Origin of the sequence: Nocardioides sp. Root122 (assembly GCF_001425025.1) — a bacterium.
GTDB lineage: Bacteria > Actinomycetota > Actinomycetes > Propionibacteriales > Nocardioidaceae > Nocardioides.
In genome coordinates, this window is sequence record NZ_LMDE01000016.1 from 2,024 (window position 1) to 21,630 (window position 19,607).

The following is a 19,607-nucleotide window of genomic DNA, read 5'->3' on the forward strand; positions in this document are numbered from 1 at the left end:
GGTTTCGAGGCTCGCTGGCGCTCGCACCTCAACCACCGAGAGGGTGACCAGGGGGCGTGGTTTCGAGGCTCGCTGGCGCTCGCACCTCAACCACCGAGAGGGTGACCAAGGGGCGTGGTTTCGAGGCTCGCTGGCGCTCGCACCTCAACCACCGAGGAGGACGGGCTGGGGTCTTGTGATGGGACTTCGTCCCTCCTGGGCCAACGACGCGCGGGTCGCTCCGCGAGCGGCTACTCCACCCTTCCCGGCTGGTGGGTCTGCGTGACTCGAGGGGACGTCACGCCGAGGATCCGGGCGAAGGTGTCCGCCAGGTTCGCGCCGTCGACGGCACCGATGCCGCGGAGCTCGAGGAAGAGCTCCGGCAGGTTCCACCCCTCGACGCTGAGCCGGCACCGCCCGGCCTCCGGCTCGACGTAGACCCAGAAGTCGACGCAGTGGACGCCCGGCCACTGGTCCGCGCCGTAGCTCTCGATGATGCCGCTCTCGGGATAGCGGTCGGCGAACCTCGTGGGGTCCGCCTCCCAGAGCAGGCTGACCACGGTGCGGCGGTGCTCGTCGCCGTAGCCGACCTGGTGCACGAACCCGACGTCCGCGGCTCGGAACACGGGGTCGCAGGCGCCCACCACCTCGACCGCCCACGCGTGATCCGGGTCCACCATGGCGGCGAGCGTAGCTGCGTCGGTGCGCGCGGGACGCGGCCTTTTTCAGTCGTGCAGGCGCTCGCCGAAGAAGTGGAGGATCGCGTCGACGGCGCGCTGGGAGCGCTGCTCGGTGACGGTCGAGTGGCCCTTGCCCTCCAGCTCGACCTTGATGAAGGCGTCGCCGATGAGGGAGGTGAGGGTGTCGAAGCGGGTGCCCGGCAGGGGGTCGGAGGTGTAGCGGACGCCGAGGACGGCACAGCCCGCGGCCGCGCGACGGCGTACGACGTCCGCGTCGGCGGGGGACAGGTTGAGGTCCGCGGCGCGTCCCGGGAGGCCGATGAAGGGGGCGCTCGGCTGGCACACCACGGGCGCGACGGTGGCCTCGTCGACCATCATCGCCAGGGCGAAGCCTCCGGTGAAGCACATCCCGAGGGCTCCCACGCCCGGCCCGCCGACCTCCGCGTGCAGCGAGCGGGCGAGCGAGCGCAGCCATCCCGCGACCGGCGTCGTCTCCCCGCGGGCGAACGTGGTGAACTCGCGGCTGATGCAGAGGCGGGGGAGCACCTTCGCGACGTCGACGTTGCTGAACTCCCGCCCGGCCGGGCCGAAGAGGTGGGGGAGCAGCACCGTGTAGCCCGCCTCCACGAGCTCCTGACCGAAGCGGACCACGCCGTTGGTGAGCCCCGGCATCTCGTGGACGACGATCACCCCCGGTCCGCTGCCACGCCGCCACACGGGGTGGGTGGTCGGCGATCCGTTGACGTCGTCGGTGTGCTCGGAGCGGGTCCAGGAGTCGAGTGCGTCCACCGCCGAAGGCTCGCAGTCGCGGCGCCGGGAGGGAAGGCCGACACCCCTGTCCATTTCCTGACCGCGCGGTTAGGTTGCTGGACACCCAACCCCCGACAGACAGGTTCTCGGAATGTCCCACTCCCGTCTTCTCCGCTCCCTCGTGGTGACCGGGTCGATGGCGCTCGCCGCCACGACGCTCTCGGCCACGGCCGCTGTCCCCGCCACCGCCCTCGCGCCGTCCCCGCAGGTCGCGGCGTGTGCCAACGACCACGGGGGCGCCGCACCGGCCCGCGTCAGGGAGGGCTCCAAGAAGCTCGAGCCGAACCTGTTCCAGGGCACCGGCGACCAGTACGCCAGCCTGGCCGACGCCAGCACCCTCGCCGCCGCCTCGGTGAGCATCCCGACGTACTTCCACGTCATCACGCCCACGTCGGCCACCCAGGCCGACCGCGACCGGCTCGCCAGCCTCGTGCAGGCGCAGGTCGGCGTGCTCAACGAGGCGTACGCCGGTCGCAGTGGCGCACAGGCGTCCTCGGCCACGCCGTTCTCGTTCAGCCTGCAGAACATCGACTACTTCGCCAACGACACGTGGTCGACCGTCACCCCGGGCAACGTCGAGAAGCAGATGAAGGCCGCGACCCGCGTCGGCGGCAAGAACGTCCTCAACGTGTGGACCGCGAACATCGGCGACGGCCTGCTGGGCTGGGCGACGTTCCCGACCAAGAAGCTCAGCAGCAACGACGGCGTCGTGATCCTCGACGAGTCGATGCCGGGCGGCACCGCCGGCAAGTACGCCTTCGGTGACACCCTGACCCACGAGGTCGGCCACTGGCTCGCGCTCTACCACACGTTCCAGGGCGGCTGCCGGGGCCAGGGTGACCAGGTCGCGGACACCCCGGCCGAGGCGACCGCGCAGTTCGACTGCCCGACCGGCGCCGACACCTGCACCGCGCCGGGTCTCGACCCGATCCACAACTACATGGACTACACGCAGGACAGCTGCATGTACCAGTTCACCGCCGGCCAGGTCGCGCGCATGAGCGACGCCTGGCAGCAGTACCGCGCGAGCTGACGCCCGCGACCCAGCCGGGCTAGAAGGTGTAGCCGAAGGCGTCGAGGTCTGCTGCGTAGACCTCGGCGACCTTCGCGCGGGTGGCGTCGGTGTAGTAGTCGCGATAGCTGCCGTGGGGTGACTTGTTGCGGTGCGGGACGTGCGTCGGCTCGCCGCCGAGTCGCCGCTCGACCGTCTGGAGGTCCTCCGCGAAGGTCTCGGTGCGCCCCACGAAGTCGACCTCCCGGCCGGGTGCGCGCAGGTAGTGCACCTGCGGTCGTCCCACCCGCGGCAGCTCCTCGGTGCCGCGCAGCACGAACTCCTCGAAACCCGAGTATGCCGCCGCCGCCCGCCACATGTCGTTGCCGCGCATCCTGTCGCCGTCCTGCGGCTTGCCGCTGGCCGGCCCGTGCGCGAGGTCCCAGTCGTGGATCATCGACCACCACGAGACCATCCGCGCCCAGGGGTTGCGGACGAACGCGAAGGACCAGTAGTCGGCCGTCTGCGGCTCCGCGCGCAGGATCCGCTCGTAGGGCGCGTGCCGGCCCAGGGGCGGCTTCACGCCCGGCGTCTTGCTGCGCGCGTCGGGGCAGCAGCGCTCGAAGGCGACCCCCACGGAGACCCCGCCCGTCTTGGGCACGTGCACGAACAGCGCGCGCTTGGAGTCGGAGATCAGCACGGGCGCGAGGCTAGCCCACGCACGGGTGGCAGGCGCCACCGACCGCGGAGCCCGATGGGGGATGATCGGGCCCGTGATGACGTTCCTCGGCCGGGGTCCCGGCCGCGACTTCGTGCTGCTCGCCCTGCCGAAGACCGCGAGCACGTCGCTGGAGCGCACCCTGTCGCCGTACGCCACCGAGGTGGTGGGCTCGCCGCCCGGCCAGAAGCACCTGCCCGCGCGCGGCTTCGTCCACACCAGGGCGCACGACCTGGCCGCGCAGGGGCACCCGCGCGAGTCCTACGAGCTGGTCACGATGTTCCGCGAGCCGATCGCCTGGCTGGAGTCGTGGTGGCGCTACCGCGCCCGCGACGACGCCCGGCAGTCGACCGCGGACCTGACCTTCGAGCAGTTCGCCCGCCTCTACCTCGCGGGCGACGACGGCGCGCCCGTCCCGAAGGGCCGACCGGCGAGGTTCATCCACGCGCAGGGGGCGGTGGCCGTCGACCGGGTCTTCAGCGTCGAGCGCCCCGACGTGTGGTCGGCGTGGTTCAGCGAGCGGCTCGGGGTGCCGCTGGAGTTCGAGCGGCGCAACGCCTCCACCGCCGAGCGTGGCGAGCTCGCCGACGACACCCGGGCAGCACTGGTCGCGCACTTCGCCCCGGAGTACGACGTGTGGCGACGGCTCGCCGACTCCGGCGAGTGGTCGGGCGCCCGCGGGACGGTGCTGGCCGAGCCGGTCGAGCAGGGGCCGGGTCAGTAGGTGTAGCCGAAGAGGTCGATGTCCTCGGCGTAGACCTCCGCGACCCGCTTGCGGGTCTCGTCGGTGTAGTAGTCGTGGTAGGTCCCGTGCTTGGACTTGTTCTTGTGCACAGGCGTCGTCGGCTCGAGCCCGAGGTGGACCTGGACCTTCTGCAGGTCGGCGACGAAGCTCTCGGTGCGACCGATGAAGTCGACCTCGCGGTCGTGCTTGGGCGCGCGCAGGTAGCGGATCTGGGGCACGCCCACCCGGGGCAGCTCCTCGGTGCCGCGCATGACGAACTCCTCGAAGCCGGAGTAGGCCGCTGCCGCGCGCCACATCTCGTTGCCGTCGCGCATCGAGCCGTGCTTGACGTCCTGCGGCTTGCCGCTGCGCGGGCCGTGCCGTCGGTCCCAGGCGGCGATCATCGAGTACCAGGACACCATCCGCGCCCAGGGGTTACGGACGAAGCCGAAGGTCCAGTAGTCGACGACCTGCGGCTCGTGCTTGATGATCTTGCCGAGGGTGGCGTGCCGACCGATCGGGACGCGGGCCTTGCGTGCATCGGGACAGGCCTCCTTGACCGTCTCCTCGACCGAGACGCCGCCCGTCTTGGGGACGTGGACGAAGAGGACCTTCCGGGAGTCGCTGATCAGCACGCGCCGAGGCTATCCCACCCCGGGAGGCTCACCGCTCCAGCGGCCAGCCGCGCTGGGCCCACCCGCCGGTGCCGCCGGCGACGTTGATGGCCGGGACCCCCTGGGCGCGCAGGTGGTCGACCACCTGGCGGCTGCGTCCGCCGGACTGGCAGATCACGAAGACCGGCTGGTCCTGCGGCATCTCGGCGACCCGGCCGGGCACGTCGTTCATCGGGATGTGCACCGCGCCCGGGACGCGTCCGCCGGCCACCTCGTCGGCCTCGCGGACGTCGACGACGTACGCGCCCTGGCTGTGCGCGGCGGCGAAGTCGTCGAGGCCCACCTCGTCCTGCGGGCCGTTGGCGGCGGCCTCCTGCGCGGCCTGCATCTCCTGGCGCACGGCGTCCATGTCGAGCCCGCGCGCCTGCGCGATCACCCCGGACAGGGCCTGGGGCGGCAGGGCGCCGGCCTGGTTGAAGAGCAGCACGCCGTCGCGGAACAGCATCAGCGTCGGGATCGAGGTGATCGCCGCCATCTGGCTGAGCTGCTGCTCGGCCTCGGTGTCGACCTTGCCGAAGACGATGTCGGGGTGCTCCTCCGACGCCTTCTCGAAGATGGGCGCGAACTGACGGCACGGCCCGCACCACGCGGCCCAGAAGTCGACCAGGACGATGCCCTCGCCGCTCACGGTCTGCTCGAAGTCGGCCAGGGTCAGCTCACGCGTGCTCATGTCTCCAGCCTGCCACGGAAACGCTCACCAGCCCCGCTCGCGCCACTCCGCCAGGTGCGGGCGCTGGTCGCCCAGCACGCCGTCGTCGCCGTGCCCGGGGTAGAACCACGTCTCGTCCGGGAGCCGGTCGAAGATCCTGGTCTCCACGTCGCCGATCAGCTGGGTGAAGGCCTCGGCGTCGCCGAAGGTCGCCCCGACCCCGCCGGGGAACAGGCAGTCCCCGGTGAAGAGGTGCGGGGTGGGCGCGACCTCCGCGTCGTCGAGCAGGAGGCAGATCGAACCGGGGGTGTGCCCCGCGACCGGGATGACGATCAGGTCGCAGGTGCCGACGGCGACCTTGTCGCCCTCACCGACCCGGCGCTCGACCGGCACGCCCGTCTGCTCCTCGATCGCGTCGGCATCGGGGATGCCGGCGACCACGGTCGCGCCGGGGTGGGCGGCCTTGACTGCCGCGAGCGCGCGGTGGTGGTCCCAGTGCTGGTGCGTCGTCACGATCGACGTGAGCGAGCGGTCGCCGATGATCTCGAGAAGCCGCGACGGCTCGGCGGCGGCGTCGACCAGGACGACCTCGTCCGTCTCCGAGCAGTGCAGCAGGTAGCAGTTGTTGGACATCTGCTCGTCGACCGCGACCTTGGTCAGCGTCAGGCAGCCCAGGGTGCGGACGTCGGGATCCCCGCCGGGGGACACCGAGCCGGTGTAGGTCTCGTTCACCATGCCTCCATCTCCGGCAGCGTGCCGGTGTCGGACGTCAGGCCCTCGCCGGAGCCGCGGCCGGTGAGCCACCAGCCGAGCGCGGCCGCCGTACCGGTGACGACGGGACCGCCGTCACCCTCGCCGTAGCGCCAGCTGCCGTCGAGGTCGGTCGGGCGGACCGTGAACGGCTCGGCGGTCGCGACCTTGGTCAGCGACTCCAGCAGCACCGCGCAGAAGTCCTCGTCCCAGTCGGCCGCCGCGTAGCCGGCGTCGAGGTCGGCGTGGTGGATCTCCACCTCACGAAGGCGCATCAGGGGCACGTTGACCAGCGCGATGGACCGGCCGCCGGGCGTGCGGTCGAACCGGCCGTCCCAGTCACCGTCCGCCATCGCCTCGAGCGCCTCGTTGAACGCGCCCGTCGAGGCGAGGAAGCGCTCGCGGAGCTCGGTCGGCTCGACGGCAGCGAGGTCGTCGATGTCGCCGTTGCGGGCCTCCTGCGAGGCGTACATCGTCCGGGTCTCGCCGAGGTGCGCCCCGTGGAGCACGCCGCCGAGGCCCTCGGCGTTGAGGGTCAGGTGGGCGATCACGTGCGCGCGGGTCCAGCCGGGCAGCAGGGAGGGCTCGGCGTACGCCTCGTCCGGGAGCCCGTCGACGGTGCGGACCAGCTCGCGGTCGGCCCGCGCGATCAGGTCGGGGGAGAGGGTAGTGAGGTCGGTCACGCAGGACATCGTGCCACCTCGCCGGGGCCCACCCGGGTGGGTGACGGATGGGTCCGTTGTCGGTGGTGGGTCCTAGGGTGGTAGAGCGTGTCGGTTTGACCCCGGCACTCCGTGGAGACGAACATGTGTTCGACTCCGTCATGCTCCCACCACCGAGGACCACTGTGGCCGACCAGCTCATCATCCGGGGCGCCCGCGAGCACAACCTGAAGGACGTGTCGCTCGACCTGCCTCGCGACTCCCTCATCGTCTTCACCGGCCTGTCCGGCTCGGGCAAGTCCAGCCTCGCGTTCGACACCATCTTCGCCGAGGGCCAGCGCCGCTACGTCGAGTCGCTGTCCGCCTACGCGCGCCAGTTCCTCGGCCAGATGGACAAGCCCGACGTCGACTTCATCGAGGGCCTGAGCCCCGCGGTCAGCATCGACCAGAAGTCCACCTCGAAGAACCCTCGCTCCACCGTGGGCACCATCACCGAGGTCTACGACTACCTCCGCCTGCTCTACGCCCGTGCCGGCCGGGCCCACTGCCCCACCTGCGGCGCCCCGATCGAGCGGCAGACGCCCCAGCAGATCGTCGACCGCGTCCTCGCGCTCGAGGAGGGCCGGCGCTTCCAGGTGCTGGCGCCGGTGATCCGCGGTCGCAAGGGCGAGTACGTCGAGCTCTTCCGCCAGCTGCAGCAGCAGGGCTTCAGCCGGGCCCGGGTCGACGGGCAGACGCACTCCCTCGACGAGCCGCCGACGCTGGACAAGAAGCTCAAGCACACCATCGAGGTCGTCGTCGACCGCCTCGCAGTCAAGGAGACCTCCAAGCGTCGCCTCACCGACTCCGTCGAGACCGCCCTCGGGCTGGCCGGCGGGCTCGTGGTGTTCGACTTCGTCGACCTCGAGGAGAAGGACCCGCAGCGCGAGATGCGGTTCTCCGAGAAGATGGCGTGCCCCAACGACCACCCGATCGACACCGACGACCTCGAGCCGCGCTCGTTCTCCTTCAACTCGCCCTTCGGTGCGTGCCCGGCCTGCTCGGGCCTCGGCACGAAGATGGAGGTCGACCCCGAGCTGGTCGTCCCCGACCCGGGCGCCACGCTCGGCGAGGGCGCGATCGCGCCGTGGAGCGGCGCGCACGTCGCCGACTACTTCCTGCGCCTGGTCAACGCGCTCGGCGAGGAGCTCGGCTTCGACCTCAACACGCCGTGGGACCAGCTCACCCAGCACGCCCGCACGTCGCTGCTCGAGGGCCACAAGACCAAGGTCCACGTCGTCACCAAGAACCGCTACGGCCGCCAGCGCGCCTACTACGCCGCGTTCGAGGGCGTCCGCCCCTACGTCGAGCGCCGGCACCGCGAGGCCGAGTCCGACACCAGCCGGGAGCGCTTCGAGGGCTTCATGCGCGAGGTGCCGTGCCCGACGTGCAAGGGCACGCGCCTCAAGCCGGTCTCGGTGTCGGTGACCCTGGGCGCCAAGGACGAGGGCGGCAAGAACATCGCCGAGGTCTGCGCGATGCCGATCAACGAGACGGCCGACTACCTCCGCACCCTCGACCTCTCGGTGCGCGAGCGCCAGATCGGCGAGCGGGTGCTCAAGGAGATCCAGGAGCGACTGCAGTTCCTCCTCGACGTCGGCCTCGACTACCTCTCCCTCGACCGGCCCAGCGGGTCCCTGTCGGGCGGCGAGGCGCAGCGGATCCGGCTCGCCACCCAGATCGGCGCCGGTCTCGTGGGCGTGCTCTACGTCCTCGACGAGCCCTCGATCGGCCTGCACCAGCGTGACAACCACCGCCTCATCGAGACCCTCGTCCGGCTCAAGGAGCTCGGCAACACGCTCATCGTCGTCGAGCACGACGAGGACACCGTCCGAGTGGCCGACTGGGTCGTCGACATCGGGCCCGGCGCCGGCGAGCACGGCGGCCAGGTCGTCCACTCCGGCTCGGTCGAGGACCTGCTGACCCACCCCGACTCGATGACCGGCCAGTACCTCAGCGGTCGTCGCGAGATCCCGATCCCCGCCGTCCGCCGTCCGCGCACCGTGGGCCGCGAGCTCAAGGTCCATGGGGCGCGCGAGCACAACCTGCAGAACGTCGATGTCGCCTTCCCGCTCGGCGTCTTCTGCGCGGTCACCGGCGTCTCGGGCTCGGGCAAGTCGACGCTGGTCAACGACATCCTCTACACCTCGCTCGCCAAGCAGATCTACAACGCGCGCGCGGTCCCCGGCCGGCACACGAAGATCACCGGTCTCGAGCACGTCGACAAGGTGATCCACGTCGACCAGTCGCCGATCGGCCGCACCCCGCGGTCCAACCCCGCGACCTACACCGGCGTCTTCGACCACATCCGGCGGCTCTTCGCCTCGACGCCCGAGGCCAAGATGCGGGGCTACCTGCAGGGGCGCTTCTCGTTCAACGTCAAGGGCGGTCGCTGCGAGGCGTGCTCCGGTGACGGCACCATCAAGATCGAGATGAACTTCCTGCCCGACGTCTACGTCCCGTGCGAGGTCTGCCACGGCGCGCGCTACAACCGCGAGACGCTCGAGGTCCACTACAAGGGCAAGACGATCGCCGAGGTGCTCGACATGCCGATCGAGGAGGCGGCCGACTTCTTCGCCGCGGTGCCCGCGATCGCGCGCCACATGAACACCCTCCAGGAGGTCGGGCTCGGCTACGTCCGTCTCGGGCAGCCGGCGACCACGCTGTCCGGCGGCGAGGCGCAGCGCGTCAAGCTCGCCAGCGAGCTGCAGAAGCGGTCCACCGGCCGCACCGTCTACGTCCTCGACGAGCCGACCACCGGCCTGCACTTCGAGGACATCCGCAAGCTCCTCGGCGTGCTGTCGAGCCTGGTCGACAAGGGCAACACCGTGCTGGTCATCGAGCACAACCTCGACGTCATCAAGACGGCGGACTGGCTCGTCGACATGGGCCCCGAAGGTGGCTCGCGCGGCGGCCTGGTCGTCGCCGAGGGCACGCCCGAGGAGGTCGCTGCCGTCCCGGAGAGCCACACCGGCACGTTCCTCGCGCCGATCCTCGAGGGACGCGCGGCCCAGCAGCCGGGCCGACCCCGCAAGGCGACTGCTGCAGCCGCGTCGGCGCCGGGGCGCACGACGGCCACGAAGAAGACGGCGGCGAGGAAGACGGCGGCCAAGAAGGCGCCCGCCAAGAAGGCGCCCGCCAAGAAGGCGACTGCTGCCAAGAAGACGGCCGCGAAGCGGGCACCGAAGGCGTAGTCACAGCGTCCTCTCAGGACGGCTGGCTACTCTCCGGGCCATGACTGCGATCAACAGACGTCGTGCCCTGACCGGTTCCGCCGCGATCGCGGTGGGCGTGCCGGTCCTCGCCGCGTGCGGGTCCGACACCTCCACGGCCGTGGACTCGTCGGGGAGCGCCGACTCGGGCTCGGGCTCGAGCGGCGGCGCCGGCGGCGAGGCGCTCGCCTCCGCAGCCGACGTGCCAGTCGGCGGCTGCTTCGTGGTCTCGGGAGCCAAGGTGGTCCTGACGCAGCCGACCGAGGGCGACTTCAAGGCGTTCACGGCGGTCTGCACCCACCAGGGATGCCTGGTCGAGTCGAGCACGGAGGGCGACATCCCGTGCCCGTGCCACAGCAGCAAGTTCTCGCTGGACGACGGCTCGCCGATCTCCGGGCCGGCGTCCGCGCCGCTGGAGGCCGTCGAGATCAGGGTCTCGGGTGACTCGATCACCCTGGCCTGAGGCTCGGTCCCACTTCGGCGTCGAGGCGCCCGGCCGACTACGATCGGGGAGGTAGCACGACCAGCAGGAGGATGACATCAGCGACAACCTGGTGGTGGCGACACCCCTCGCGCTGCTCGCGGGCTTCGTGTCGTTCTTCTCCCCGTGCATCCTGCCGCTGGTGCCGGCCTACCTGTCCTACGCGACCGGGCTCGCGGTGTCCGACATGGCCGACGGTGTCGCCAAGCGCGGACGCATGCTCACGGGCGCGGTGCTGTTCGTGTCGGGCTTCGGCGTCGTCTTCGTCGCGCTCGGGGTCGCCGCAGGCAGCCTGGGCTGGTTCACGTGGCAGCACATGGACTCGTTCACCATCGTCCTCGGCGTGCTGATGATCCTGTCCGGTGTGCTCTTCCTCGGCCTGGTGCCCTTCCGGGCCACCCCCATCGGGCTCAAGGGGCTGCCGGGGGTCGGCCTCGGCTTCGCGCCGGTCCTGGGCGCGATGTTCGCGATCGTGTGGCTGCCGTGCGTGGGCCCGGTGCTGGGCGCCATCCTCACCATGGCGTCGTCCTCGACCTCGCCGCTGCAGGGCGGGCTGCTCCTCGTCGTCTACACGATCGGGTTCGGCCTGCCTTTCGTGGCCGCCGCACTCATGTGGCAGGTCGCCCTCCGGGCCTTCCGGCTGGTCAGCAACCACCGACGTGCGGTCAACGCCGTCGCGGGCCTGGTCATGGTGGGCATCGGCATCGCCATGCTTCTGGGCTGGTGGACCTGGTTCACCCAGTGGGCGCAGCTCCAGGCGGTCGAGCTCTTCTACTAGGCGTCCGACCCGGCACGGTGCCCCAGGTTTGAGACCCCTGCGGGTGAGACACAATGCTCCGTGACGCCCCGGACGGGGGCACTGCGCAGGGGGAGCACACATGTCGTTGAAGGCTGTTCGGGCACGGATCACGGCGGGGACGGCGGTGGCCCTCGCGGCCGCACTGCTGACGCCGACGCAAGGGGGCGCGGCCGCTGCGCCGGGCGCCTCGCGCACCACGCTCGAGGCATCGGGCACGGTCCTGGTGACGGCGGGCGAGGACGGCGACGACGACCGCTACTCGCTGCTGCTGCCGTCGGGTCGCACGGTCGAGCTGGCCGGCGGCTTCTCCGCCGAGCCCCTGTCGGCCTTCGCCGGCACGCTCGCCGTGCCCGGCGTCGAGACGGGCGCCCGGCTGACGGGCTCGATGCGCGCGAGCACGCTGCGCCGCGCCGCGACCTCGGGCACGCGGCTGGAGGTCGTCACCTCCCGCACGTCCCAGCCGGCGCCCTCGCCCGGCCCGACCACGCACTCGACCTATGTCGCCAAGGTGACCAACTTCGGGCCGATCGACCTGACCGACGCGCAGATCCTTGCTGCCGTCGACGCGTCCCAGGCCTACTGGGTCCGCGAGTCGAGCGGCCAGATCCCGGCCTGGAACCGCGCCTCGGAGGTCGTGCCCGTCGCCTCGAGCGCCGGCTCCGTCGCCGGTGGCTGCGGCCTCGGCAACAACGGAGCCGACTTCGCCGCCGTCGCCCAGGCAGTGGGCGGCGCTGCCTTCCCGGGCGTCGACTTCTCGGGCAGCTCGCCCAACCACCTGGTCGTGGTGGTCCCGAACAACTGCGGTGGCACCACCAGCGGCCGGGGTCGCCTCGGCGCCACGTTCGGCAACGGCGGTCCTGTCATCATCGACGCGCGCCCGCAGCCGCAGGCGACGCTCGACCACGAGTTCGGCCACAACCTCGGCCTCCAGCACGCCAACAACCGCTCCGCGGAGTACGGCGACGTCTACGAGGTCATGGGCGCCGGTCCCGACCAGTACCGCAGCCCCGTCCTCGGCACCGTCTACCGCTGGGAGCAGGGCATCGTCGGAGCCGGCGAGACCGTCGACGGCAGCGGCGGCGGCACCTGGGCGCTCGCCTCCCGGGCCGCTGCCACCGGCCTCCGCGGTGTCGTCTTCATCGACCCCGACAACGGCCATCGCCACTTCGTGGACTACCGCACCGGCACCGGCAACGACGCCGGCACCTGCTACGTCTCCGGCTCGTGCAACTACACCACCGGCCCCTACGGCCAGGACTACCTCGCCGGCCTGACGGTGGAGCGCGAGAACGAGTCGAGCGGCGCGTTCCTCCAGCCCGTGCCCGGCAACGACGGCGTCCTGACCGGTGGCGAGGCGTGGACCAGCTCCAGTGGCCGGCTCAAGGTCGCCGGCAACGGCGCCACGGTCACCATCACCCGCGGCCCGGCCCTCGGCACCGTGGCCGGCGGCACCGCCTCGATGTCGGCGCCGACGGCACTCCGCGACGTGTCGGCAACCGGCTCCGGGTTCACGCCTGCTCCCGGCGGCTACCGCTACCAGTGGCTCATCAACGGCCAGCCCGTCCCGGGTGCCGAGGACCAGACCTTCCAGCCGACGCCCGCGATGGCGGGCGGGGCGCTCACCGTCACCGTGACGGCGTACGCCCCCGGCTACGACCCGGTCTCGCGCACCTCGGCGCCGCAGACCGTCGCGCCGGCCGCCTGGTACGCCAACGGCACGCGCAAGTACCCCGAGATCACGGGCAGCAGGCGCGTCGGCGGCACGCTCACCGCGCTCGGACTGGACTGGGTCAACTACTACAACCAGAAGCCCGGCGGCTACGCCCCCGTCTACCAGTGGAGCCGCAACGGCAACGCCATCAAGGGCGCCACGGCCAGCACCTACCGCCTGACGTCGAAGGACAAGGGCAAGAAGATCCAGGTCACCGAGTACCCCCGTGCCTTCGGCTTCGCCAGCACCACGTACGCCCGCTCCGACGCGACGGGCAGGATCCGCATCGGCAAGCTGGTCACCAAGCGCCCCACGATCGGCGGCAAGGCCAAGGTCGGGAAGAAGGTCAAGGCGCGCACGAAGGGCTGGACCAACGGGACGAAGTTCCGCTACCAGTGGTTCGCCGGCAAGAAGGCGATCCGCGGCGCGACGGGCAAGAAGCTGAGGATCACCCGCTCGATGCGCGGCAAGAAGCTCGTCGTGAAGGTCATCGGGAAGAAGAAGGGCTTCAAGTCCGCGAAGGCGAAGTCGAAGCCCACCAAGGTCAAGTGAGCTGAGGCCCGACCGGGCGGCCCCCACCCCGCGAGGAGTGTCGGGGGCCGCCCGTAGGGTTGGCGGGTGGCCACGCCGAGCTCCTATCGACCCGCACCGGGGTCGATCCCGACCAAGCCGGGGGTCTACCGCTTCCGCGACGCCAAGGGCCGCGTGATCTACGTCGGCAAGGCCAAGAGCCTGCGCCCACGCCTGTCGTCGTACTTCCAGGACATCGGCAACCTCCACCCCCGCACGGCCACGATGGTCACCACCGGCGCGAGCGTCGAGTGGACGGTCGTCGACACCGAGGTCGAGGCGCTCCAGCTCGAGTACAGCTGGATCAAGGAGTTCGACCCGCGGTTCAACGTCAAGTACCGCGACGACAAGTCCTACCCGTGGCTCGCGGTGACCGTGGGCGAGGAGTTCCCGCGGGTCATGGTCGGGCGCGGCGCCAAGCGCAAGGGCACCCGCTACTTCGGCCCCTACAGCCACGCGTGGGCGATCCGCGAGACCGTCGACCTGCTGCTCCGTGTCTTCCCGATGCGCTCGTGCAGCACCGGCGTGTTCAAGCGGTCGTCCCAGATCGGCCGCCCGTGCCTGCTGGGCTACATCGACAAGTGCTCGGCGCCCTGCGTCGGCAACGTCACCCCCGAGCAGCACCGCGAGATCGTCGACGACTTCTGCGACTTCATGGCCGGCAACACCGCAGCGTTCACGCGCCGCATCGAGAAGGAGATGTACGCCGCCTCGGAGGCGCTCGACTTCGAGAAGGCCGCCCGCCTGCGCGACGACCTCGGCGCGCTCACCAAGGCGCTGGAGAAGCAGGCCGTGGTCCTCGGTGACGGCACCGACGCCGACGTGATCGCGCTGGCCGAGGACCCGCTCGAGGTGGCGGTGCAGATCTTCTACGTGCGCGGCGGCCGGATCCGCGGACAGCGTGGCTGGGTGGCCGACCGCACCGACGAGGGCGGCACGCCGGAGCTCGTCCAGGACTTCCTGCTCCAGCTCTACGGCGGCGAGGACGACTCGATCCCGCGCGAGGTGCTGGTGCCGGCACTGCCGCCCGACGCCGGCGTCCTCGAGGAGCTGCTCAGCGAGCGGCGGGGGAGCCGCGTGTCGATCCGGGTGCCGCAGCGCGGCGACAAGCGCGATCTCCAGCAGACGGTCGCCACCAACGCGGCCCAGGCGCTCGCGCTGCACAAGACCAAGCGCGCCAGCGACCTGACGACCCGCAACCGGGCCCTCGAGGAGATCCAGCAGGCCCTGTCCCTCGACGAGGTGCCGCTGCGCATCGAGTGCTACGACGTCTCCAACCTCCAGGGCACCGAGGTCGTCGCGTCGATGGTCGTCTTCGAGGACGGCCTGGCGCGCAAGTCCGAGTACCGCCGCTTCGTGATCCGCGGCGTCGACGGCCAGAACGACGTCGCCTCGATGAACGAGGTGATCACCCGGCGCTTCAAGCGGCTGCTCGACGAGCAGGCCCGCAGCGTTGAGGTTCAACCGGCTCCTCGGGCGGTCTCAGGGCGCAGCTCGGCTTCGCAAGCTCAGCCGGACGACGCCCAGAGACCCCTCCTCGTCGACCCCGAGACCGGCCGCCCGCGCAAGTTCGCCTACGCGCCGTCGCTGGTCGTGGTCGACGGCGGGCCGCCGCAGGTCGCGGCGGCCGAGCAGGCGCTCGCCGACCTCGGCGTCAACGACGTACCCGTCTGCGGACTGGCGAAGCGGCTCGAGGAGGTGTGGCTGCCGGGGGAGGAGGACCCCGTGATCATGGCGCGCACCAGCGAGGGCCTCTACCTCCTCCAGCGGATCCGCGACGAGGCCCACCGCTTCGCGATCACGCACCACCGCGGTCGCCGCTCCAAGTCGATGGTCGAGAGCATGCTCGACGACGTCCCCGGGCTGGGTGAGGTGCGTCGCAAGACGCTGCTCAAGCACTTCGGCTCGCTGAAGAAGCTGCGCGAGGCCGAGCTCGAGGAGATCGCGCTGGTGCCCGGCATCGGCCCGCGCACGGCGACGGCCATCAAGGACGCGGTCGCCAAGGCCGACGCCACCCGCAAGACTTCTGCCAGGACGCCGGCGGTCAACACCGCCACCGGCGAGATCATCGAGGAGGACTAGGGCATGTCTGCCAATGAGCCGACTCCCGGCGAGCTGGTCATCGTCACGGGCATGACCGGTGCCGGTCGCAGCACCACGGCCAAGGAGCTGGAGGACCTCGGCTACTTCGTGGTCGACAACCTCCCGCCCACCCTGGTGCGCGACGTGGTCCGCCTCGTCGACGACAGCCGCGGCATCCACCAGCCGATCGCCGTCGTGGTCGACGTGCGCTCCGGGTCGTTCTTCGACTCGCTGCAGGCCAACCGTCACCAGCCGGTCACCGGGCGCCCCACGACGCTGCTGTTCCTCGAGGCGACCGACGACGTGCTGGTCCGCCGCCAGGAGGCGGCCCGGCGCCCGCACCCGCTCCAGGCCGGCGGCCGCCTGCTGCACGGCCTGCGTCGCGAGCGCGAGGTGATGGCCGACATCCGTGGCGACGCCGACGTCCTGCTCGACACCTCGAACTTCAACGTCCACGAGCTGCAGGACCGCATCACCGAGCTGTTCGGCACCGAGGCCACGACCCGGCTCAAGGTGACCGTGATCAGCTTCGGCTTCAAGTACGGCATCCCGGTCGACGCCGACTGGGTGGCCGACATGCGGTTCCTGCCCAACCCCCACTGGGTCCCCGAGCTGCGCCCGCAGAACGGCCGCGATCCCGAGGTGTCTGCCTACGTCCTGTCCCAGCCGGGCGCCAGCACGTTCCTCGACCAGTACCTCCCGGTCCTGCGGACCGTGGCGGAGGGCTACCAGGTCGAGGGCAAGCGCTTCATGCAGGTCGCCGTGGGCTGCACCGGAGGCAAGCACCGCAGTGTGGCCATGACGGAGGCGATCGCCGGCCTGCTCCGTGAGTCGGGCCACGACGTGAGCACCGCCCACCGCGACCTCGGCAGGGAGTGAGGTGGCGCGGCACACCGCGCAGGCCGCGGTCGCCCTCGGGGGCGGGCACGGCCTGGCGGCCACCCTGTCGGCGCTGCGCCGTCTCCACGACGAGCTCACGATCGACGACCTGACCGCCGTCGTCACCGTGGCCGACAACGGCGGCTCCTCGGGGCGGCTGCGCGGTGAGTTCGGCGTGCTGCCCCCGGGGGACCTCCGGATGGCCCTGGCCGCGCTGTGCGGCGACGACGAGTGGGGCCGGACCTGGGCCGACGTCGTGCAGCACCGGTTCGCCGGTGAGGGCGAGATGCAGGGGCACGTGGTCGGCAACCTGCTGATCGTCTCGCTCTGGGAGCTGATGGGTGACCACGTCCGGGCCCTCGACTGGATGGGCCGGCTGCTCGGGGCCCACGGGCGGGTGCTGCCGATGGCGACGACGCCGATGGACATCACGGCCCGCATCCGCGGCGCCGACCCGGCCGACCCGGCGGGTGTCGCCGTCGTACGCGGTCAGGTGGAGGTGGCGACGAGCGCCGGCCAGATCGAGTCCGTGGCCCTCGTCCCGGAGGACCCGGAGGCGTGCGCGGAGGCCGTGGAGGCCATCCGCACGGCGGAGTGGGTCGTGCTGGGTCCGGGGTCGTGGTTCACCTCGGTGATCCCGCACCTGATGGTGCCGGGCCTGCGTCGGGCGCTCGCCGAGACCGAGGGTCGCCTGGTGGTGGTGCTCAACCTCGAGGCGCAGGCGGGGGAGACCACCGGGTTCGGCCCCGAGGACCACCTCGCCGCCCTCTACGAGCACGCGCCCGACCTGACCGTGCACGCGGTGCTCGTCGACGCCACGACCGTGGGCGACGAACGCGACCAGCTCGCGAAGGTGGTGGCCGACCGCGGAGCCCGCCTGGTGGTCGACGACATCGCGGTCGCAGGTGAGCCTCGACACGATCCCGAGCTGCTCGCCGCGGCGTTCCGCAGGATCGTGGAGGGAAGCGGCTGAGGGTCGTTGACCCGCATGGCAGGATTCCGACCATGGCAATGACGGCACAGGTGAAGGCAGAGCTCGCCTCCACCCAGATCACCAAGACCTGCTGCCGGAAGGCCGAGGTTGCCTCGATGCTCCGCTTCGCCGGCGGCCTCCACATCGTGAGCGGGCGGATCGTCGTCGAGGCCGAGCTGGACACCGGCGCTGCCGCGCGCCGTCTGCGCAAGGACATCTCCGAGGTCTACGGACACCCCTCCGACGTGGTGATGGTGCAGGGCAACGGCATCCGCAAGGGCAGCCGCTACCTCGTGCGCGTGACCAAGGACGGCGAGGCGCTCGCCCGCCAGACCGGGCTCCTCGACCAGCGCGGCCGCCCCGTGCGCGGCCTGCCGCCCGCCGTCGTCAGCGGCGGGGGCTGTGACGCCGTGGCCGCCTGGCGCGGCGCCTTCCTCGCCCACGGCTCGCTCACCGAGCCCGGGCGGTCCTCCTCGCTCGAGATCACCTGCCCCGGCCCTGAGGCCGCCCTCGCGATCGTGGGCGTCGCCCGGCGCCTCGGCATCTCGGCCAAGGCCCGCGAGGTCCGCGGGGTCGACCGGGTCGTGATCCGCGACGGCGACGCGATCGGTGCGCTGCTCACCCGCCTGGGCGCCCACGAGTCGCTGATGGCCTGGGAGGAGCGGCGGATGCGGCGCGAGGTCCGCGCCACCGCCAACCGCCTGGCCAACTTCGACGACGCCAACCTCCGTCGTTCGGCCCGTGCGGCCGTGGCAGCCGGTGCCCGCGTCGAGCGCGCCCTGGAGATCCTCGGCGAGGAGATCCCCGACCACCTCCGCCAGGCCGGCCACCTGCGGCTCGAGCACAAGCAGGCCTCGCTCGAGGAGCTCGGCCAGCTGCACGACCCCGTGCTCACCAAGGACGCGATCGCCGGCCGGATCCGCCGGTTGCTGGCGATGGCCGACAAGCGCGCCGAGGAGCTGGGCATCCCCGACACCGAGGCCTCCCTGACGCCCGACATGCTCGCCGAGGACGCCTGACAGGGCCGTTCGGCCCTTGCGCGCACCCGCGCCGTCCGTGACGCTCGTCCCGGGCCTTGGATCGATCCAGAGTTACCCGTCCGTACCGCGGGAGACTGCGGTCCTGACGACCGACCCCACCCGCTAGGGTCGGTACCGGTCACCGAAGACCAGAGTTGTCCACGGGGTCACCGAAGGCCCCACACCTCAAGGAGACATGCACCCATGACCGTCCGCGTAGGTATCAACGGCTTCGGCCGCATCGGCCGCAACTTCTTCCGCGCCGTCCGGGCGTCGGGCGCCGACATCGAGATCGTCGGCGTCAACGACCTCACCGACAACGCCTCGCTCGCCAACCTGCTGAAGTTCGACTCGATCCTGGGCCGGCTCGACGCCGACGTCTCCAGCGACGACACGTCGATCAAGGTCGGCGACCAGAGCATCGCCGCGTTCGCCGAGCGTGACCCCTCGGCCCTCAAGTGGGGTGACCTCGGCGTCGACGTCGTGGTCGAGTCCACCGGATTCTTCACCGACGCGACCAAGGCCAAGGCCCACGTCGACGCGGGCGCCAAGAAGGTCATCATCTCCGCGCCGGCCTCCAACGAGGACATCACCATCGTGATGGGCGTCAACCACGAGCTCTACGACCCGGCTGCCCACACGGTCATCTCCAACGCGTCGTGCACGACCAACTGCCTCGCGCCGATGGCGAAGGCACTCAACGACGGTCTCGGCATCAACAAGGGCCTGATGACCACCATCCACGCCTACACCGCCGACCAGAACCTCCAGGACAACATCCACAAGGACCCGCGCCGCGCCCGTGCCGCCGCGCTCAACATGGTCCCGACGTCGACCGGTGCCGCCAAGGCCATCGGCCTCGTGCTGCCCGAGCTCAAGGGCAAGCTCGACGGCTACGCCATGCGCGTCCCGGTCCCGACCGGCTCGGCCACCGACCTCACCTTCGAGGCCTCGCGCGAGACCTCCGTCGACGAGGTCAACGAGATCGTCAAGGCGGCGGCCGACGGCCGGTTCCTGCGCTACTCGACCGACCCGCTCGTGTCCACCGACATCGTCACCGACCCGGCGTCCTGCATCTTCGACGCGCCGATGACCAAGGTCATCGGCAACCAGGTCAAGGTCCTCGGCTGGTACGACAACGAGTGGGGCTACTCCAACCGCCTCGCCGACCTGATCACGTACGTCGGCTCGTCGCTCTGAGCTCG

18 protein-coding genes are annotated in these 19,607 nt (G+C 71.3%); 11 read left to right on the forward strand and 7 right to left on the reverse strand.

Features of this window, described 5'->3' with window-relative positions; translation table 11 throughout:
- Nucleotides 1–230 precede the first annotated feature (230 nt).
- Together ASC64_RS20710 and ASC64_RS20715 are read right to left on the reverse strand one after the other, a co-directional pair.
- Complete coding sequence (locus ASC64_RS20710; RefSeq protein ID WP_056909463.1) at nucleotides 231–659, reverse strand: hypothetical protein; 429 nt, start codon at nucleotides 657–659, stop codon at nucleotides 231–233.
- 45 nt (nucleotides 660–704) lie between these two features.
- Nucleotides 705–1,448 (reverse strand): dienelactone hydrolase family protein, encoded by a 744-nt coding sequence (locus ASC64_RS20715; RefSeq protein WP_235563859.1) that lies wholly within the window; start codon nucleotides 1,446–1,448, stop codon nucleotides 705–707.
- A 112-nt stretch (nucleotides 1,449–1,560) separates the two neighbouring features.
- Here ASC64_RS20715 and ASC64_RS20720 point away from each other — a divergent pair, with 112 nt between their 5' ends.
- Nucleotides 1,561–2,502, forward strand: coding sequence for a zinc metalloprotease (locus ASC64_RS20720; RefSeq protein ID WP_056909464.1), 942 nt, complete (start codon nucleotides 1,561–1,563; stop codon nucleotides 2,500–2,502).
- Between the two features lie 19 nt (nucleotides 2,503–2,521).
- On the opposite strand, the gene ASC64_RS20725 is transcribed toward ASC64_RS20720, so the two are convergent.
- A complete protein-coding gene (locus ASC64_RS20725; RefSeq protein WP_056909465.1) occupies nucleotides 2,522–3,160 on the reverse strand; it encodes a sulfotransferase family 2 domain-containing protein in 639 nt (212 codons plus the stop codon).
- Nucleotides 3,161–3,233: 73 nt separating this feature from the next.
- On the opposite strand from ASC64_RS20725, the gene ASC64_RS22415 reads away from it, so the two are divergent.
- Nucleotides 3,234–3,902 carry a hypothetical protein gene (locus tag ASC64_RS22415; protein WP_162245826.1) on the forward strand — a complete coding sequence of 223 codons (669 nt, stop codon included), beginning with the start codon at nucleotides 3,234–3,236 and terminating at the stop codon, nucleotides 3,900–3,902.
- Here the strand turns inward: ASC64_RS22415 and ASC64_RS20735 are convergent.
- The 4 genes from ASC64_RS20735 to ASC64_RS20750 are packed head-to-tail and all read right to left on the reverse strand — an operon-like array spanning nucleotide 3,896 to nucleotide 6,658.
- A complete protein-coding gene (locus tag ASC64_RS20735; RefSeq protein WP_056909467.1) occupies nucleotides 3,896–4,537 on the reverse strand; it encodes a sulfotransferase family 2 domain-containing protein in 642 nt (213 codons plus the stop codon). The two genes, ASC64_RS22415 and ASC64_RS20735, sit on opposite strands and share 7 nt — an antisense overlap.
- Before the next feature lie 28 nt (nucleotides 4,538–4,565).
- The gene (gene trxA, locus ASC64_RS23110) at nucleotides 4,566–5,246 is read right to left on the reverse strand and encodes a thioredoxin (RefSeq protein WP_082550700.1); all 681 of its coding nucleotides are present in this window, start codon (nucleotides 5,244–5,246) and stop codon (nucleotides 4,566–4,568) included.
- A 24-nt stretch (nucleotides 5,247–5,270) separates the two neighbouring features.
- The gene (locus tag ASC64_RS20745; RefSeq protein WP_056909468.1) at nucleotides 5,271–5,960 is read right to left on the reverse strand and encodes an MBL fold metallo-hydrolase; all 690 of its coding nucleotides are present in this window, start codon (nucleotides 5,958–5,960) and stop codon (nucleotides 5,271–5,273) included.
- Nucleotides 5,954–6,658: a maleylpyruvate isomerase family mycothiol-dependent enzyme gene (locus ASC64_RS20750; protein WP_162245827.1), complete on the reverse strand. Its 705-nt coding sequence runs from the start codon at nucleotides 6,656–6,658 to the stop codon at nucleotides 5,954–5,956. Before ASC64_RS20750 ends, ASC64_RS20745 begins: the two co-directional genes overlap by 7 nt.
- 164 nt (nucleotides 6,659–6,822) lie before the next feature.
- Between ASC64_RS20750 and uvrA the strand changes: the two genes are divergently transcribed.
- The 9 genes from uvrA to gap all read left to right on the forward strand — a co-directional run bounded on the left by uvrA (nucleotide 6,823) and on the right by gap (nucleotide 19,602).
- Nucleotides 6,823–9,870: an excinuclease ABC subunit UvrA gene (uvrA, locus tag ASC64_RS20755; protein WP_056909470.1), complete on the forward strand. Its 3,048-nt coding sequence runs from the start codon at nucleotides 6,823–6,825 to the stop codon at nucleotides 9,868–9,870.
- Between the two features lie 40 nt (nucleotides 9,871–9,910).
- The gene (locus tag ASC64_RS20760; RefSeq protein WP_056909471.1) at nucleotides 9,911–10,351 is read left to right on the forward strand and encodes a Rieske (2Fe-2S) protein; all 441 of its coding nucleotides are present in this window, start codon (nucleotides 9,911–9,913) and stop codon (nucleotides 10,349–10,351) included.
- Between the two features lie 94 nt (nucleotides 10,352–10,445).
- The gene (locus tag ASC64_RS20765; protein WP_162245828.1) at nucleotides 10,446–11,147 is read left to right on the forward strand and encodes a cytochrome c biogenesis CcdA family protein; all 702 of its coding nucleotides are present in this window, start codon (nucleotides 10,446–10,448) and stop codon (nucleotides 11,145–11,147) included.
- Nucleotides 11,148–11,247: 100 nt separating this feature from the next.
- Entirely contained in the window at nucleotides 11,248–13,431 is a 2,184-nt protein-coding gene (locus ASC64_RS20770; RefSeq protein ID WP_156385330.1) for a hypothetical protein, read from the forward strand.
- A 66-nt stretch (nucleotides 13,432–13,497) separates the two neighbouring features.
- Nucleotides 13,498–15,531 carry an excinuclease ABC subunit UvrC gene (gene uvrC / locus ASC64_RS20775; protein ID WP_056909474.1) on the forward strand — a complete coding sequence of 678 codons (2,034 nt, stop codon included), beginning with the start codon at nucleotides 13,498–13,500 and terminating at the stop codon, nucleotides 15,529–15,531.
- Nucleotides 15,532–15,534: 3 nt separating this feature from the next.
- Nucleotides 15,535–16,410, forward strand: a complete 876-nt coding sequence (rapZ, locus tag ASC64_RS20780) for an RNase adapter RapZ (protein WP_056909475.1) — start codon at nucleotides 15,535–15,537, stop codon at nucleotides 16,408–16,410.
- Between the two features lies 1 nt (nucleotide 16,411).
- Nucleotides 16,412–17,383 (forward strand): gluconeogenesis factor YvcK family protein, encoded by a 972-nt coding sequence (locus tag ASC64_RS20785; RefSeq protein WP_056909476.1) that lies wholly within the window; start codon nucleotides 16,412–16,414, stop codon nucleotides 17,381–17,383.
- A 32-nt stretch (nucleotides 17,384–17,415) separates the two neighbouring features.
- Nucleotides 17,416–18,402: a DNA-binding protein WhiA gene (gene whiA / locus ASC64_RS20790; RefSeq protein ID WP_056909477.1), complete on the forward strand. Its 987-nt coding sequence runs from the start codon at nucleotides 17,416–17,418 to the stop codon at nucleotides 18,400–18,402.
- Nucleotides 18,403–18,606: 204 nt separating this feature from the next.
- Nucleotides 18,607–19,602 carry a type I glyceraldehyde-3-phosphate dehydrogenase gene (gap, locus tag ASC64_RS20795; RefSeq protein ID WP_056909478.1) on the forward strand — a complete coding sequence of 332 codons (996 nt, stop codon included), beginning with the start codon at nucleotides 18,607–18,609 and terminating at the stop codon, nucleotides 19,600–19,602.
- Nucleotides 19,603–19,607 lie beyond the last annotated feature (5 nt).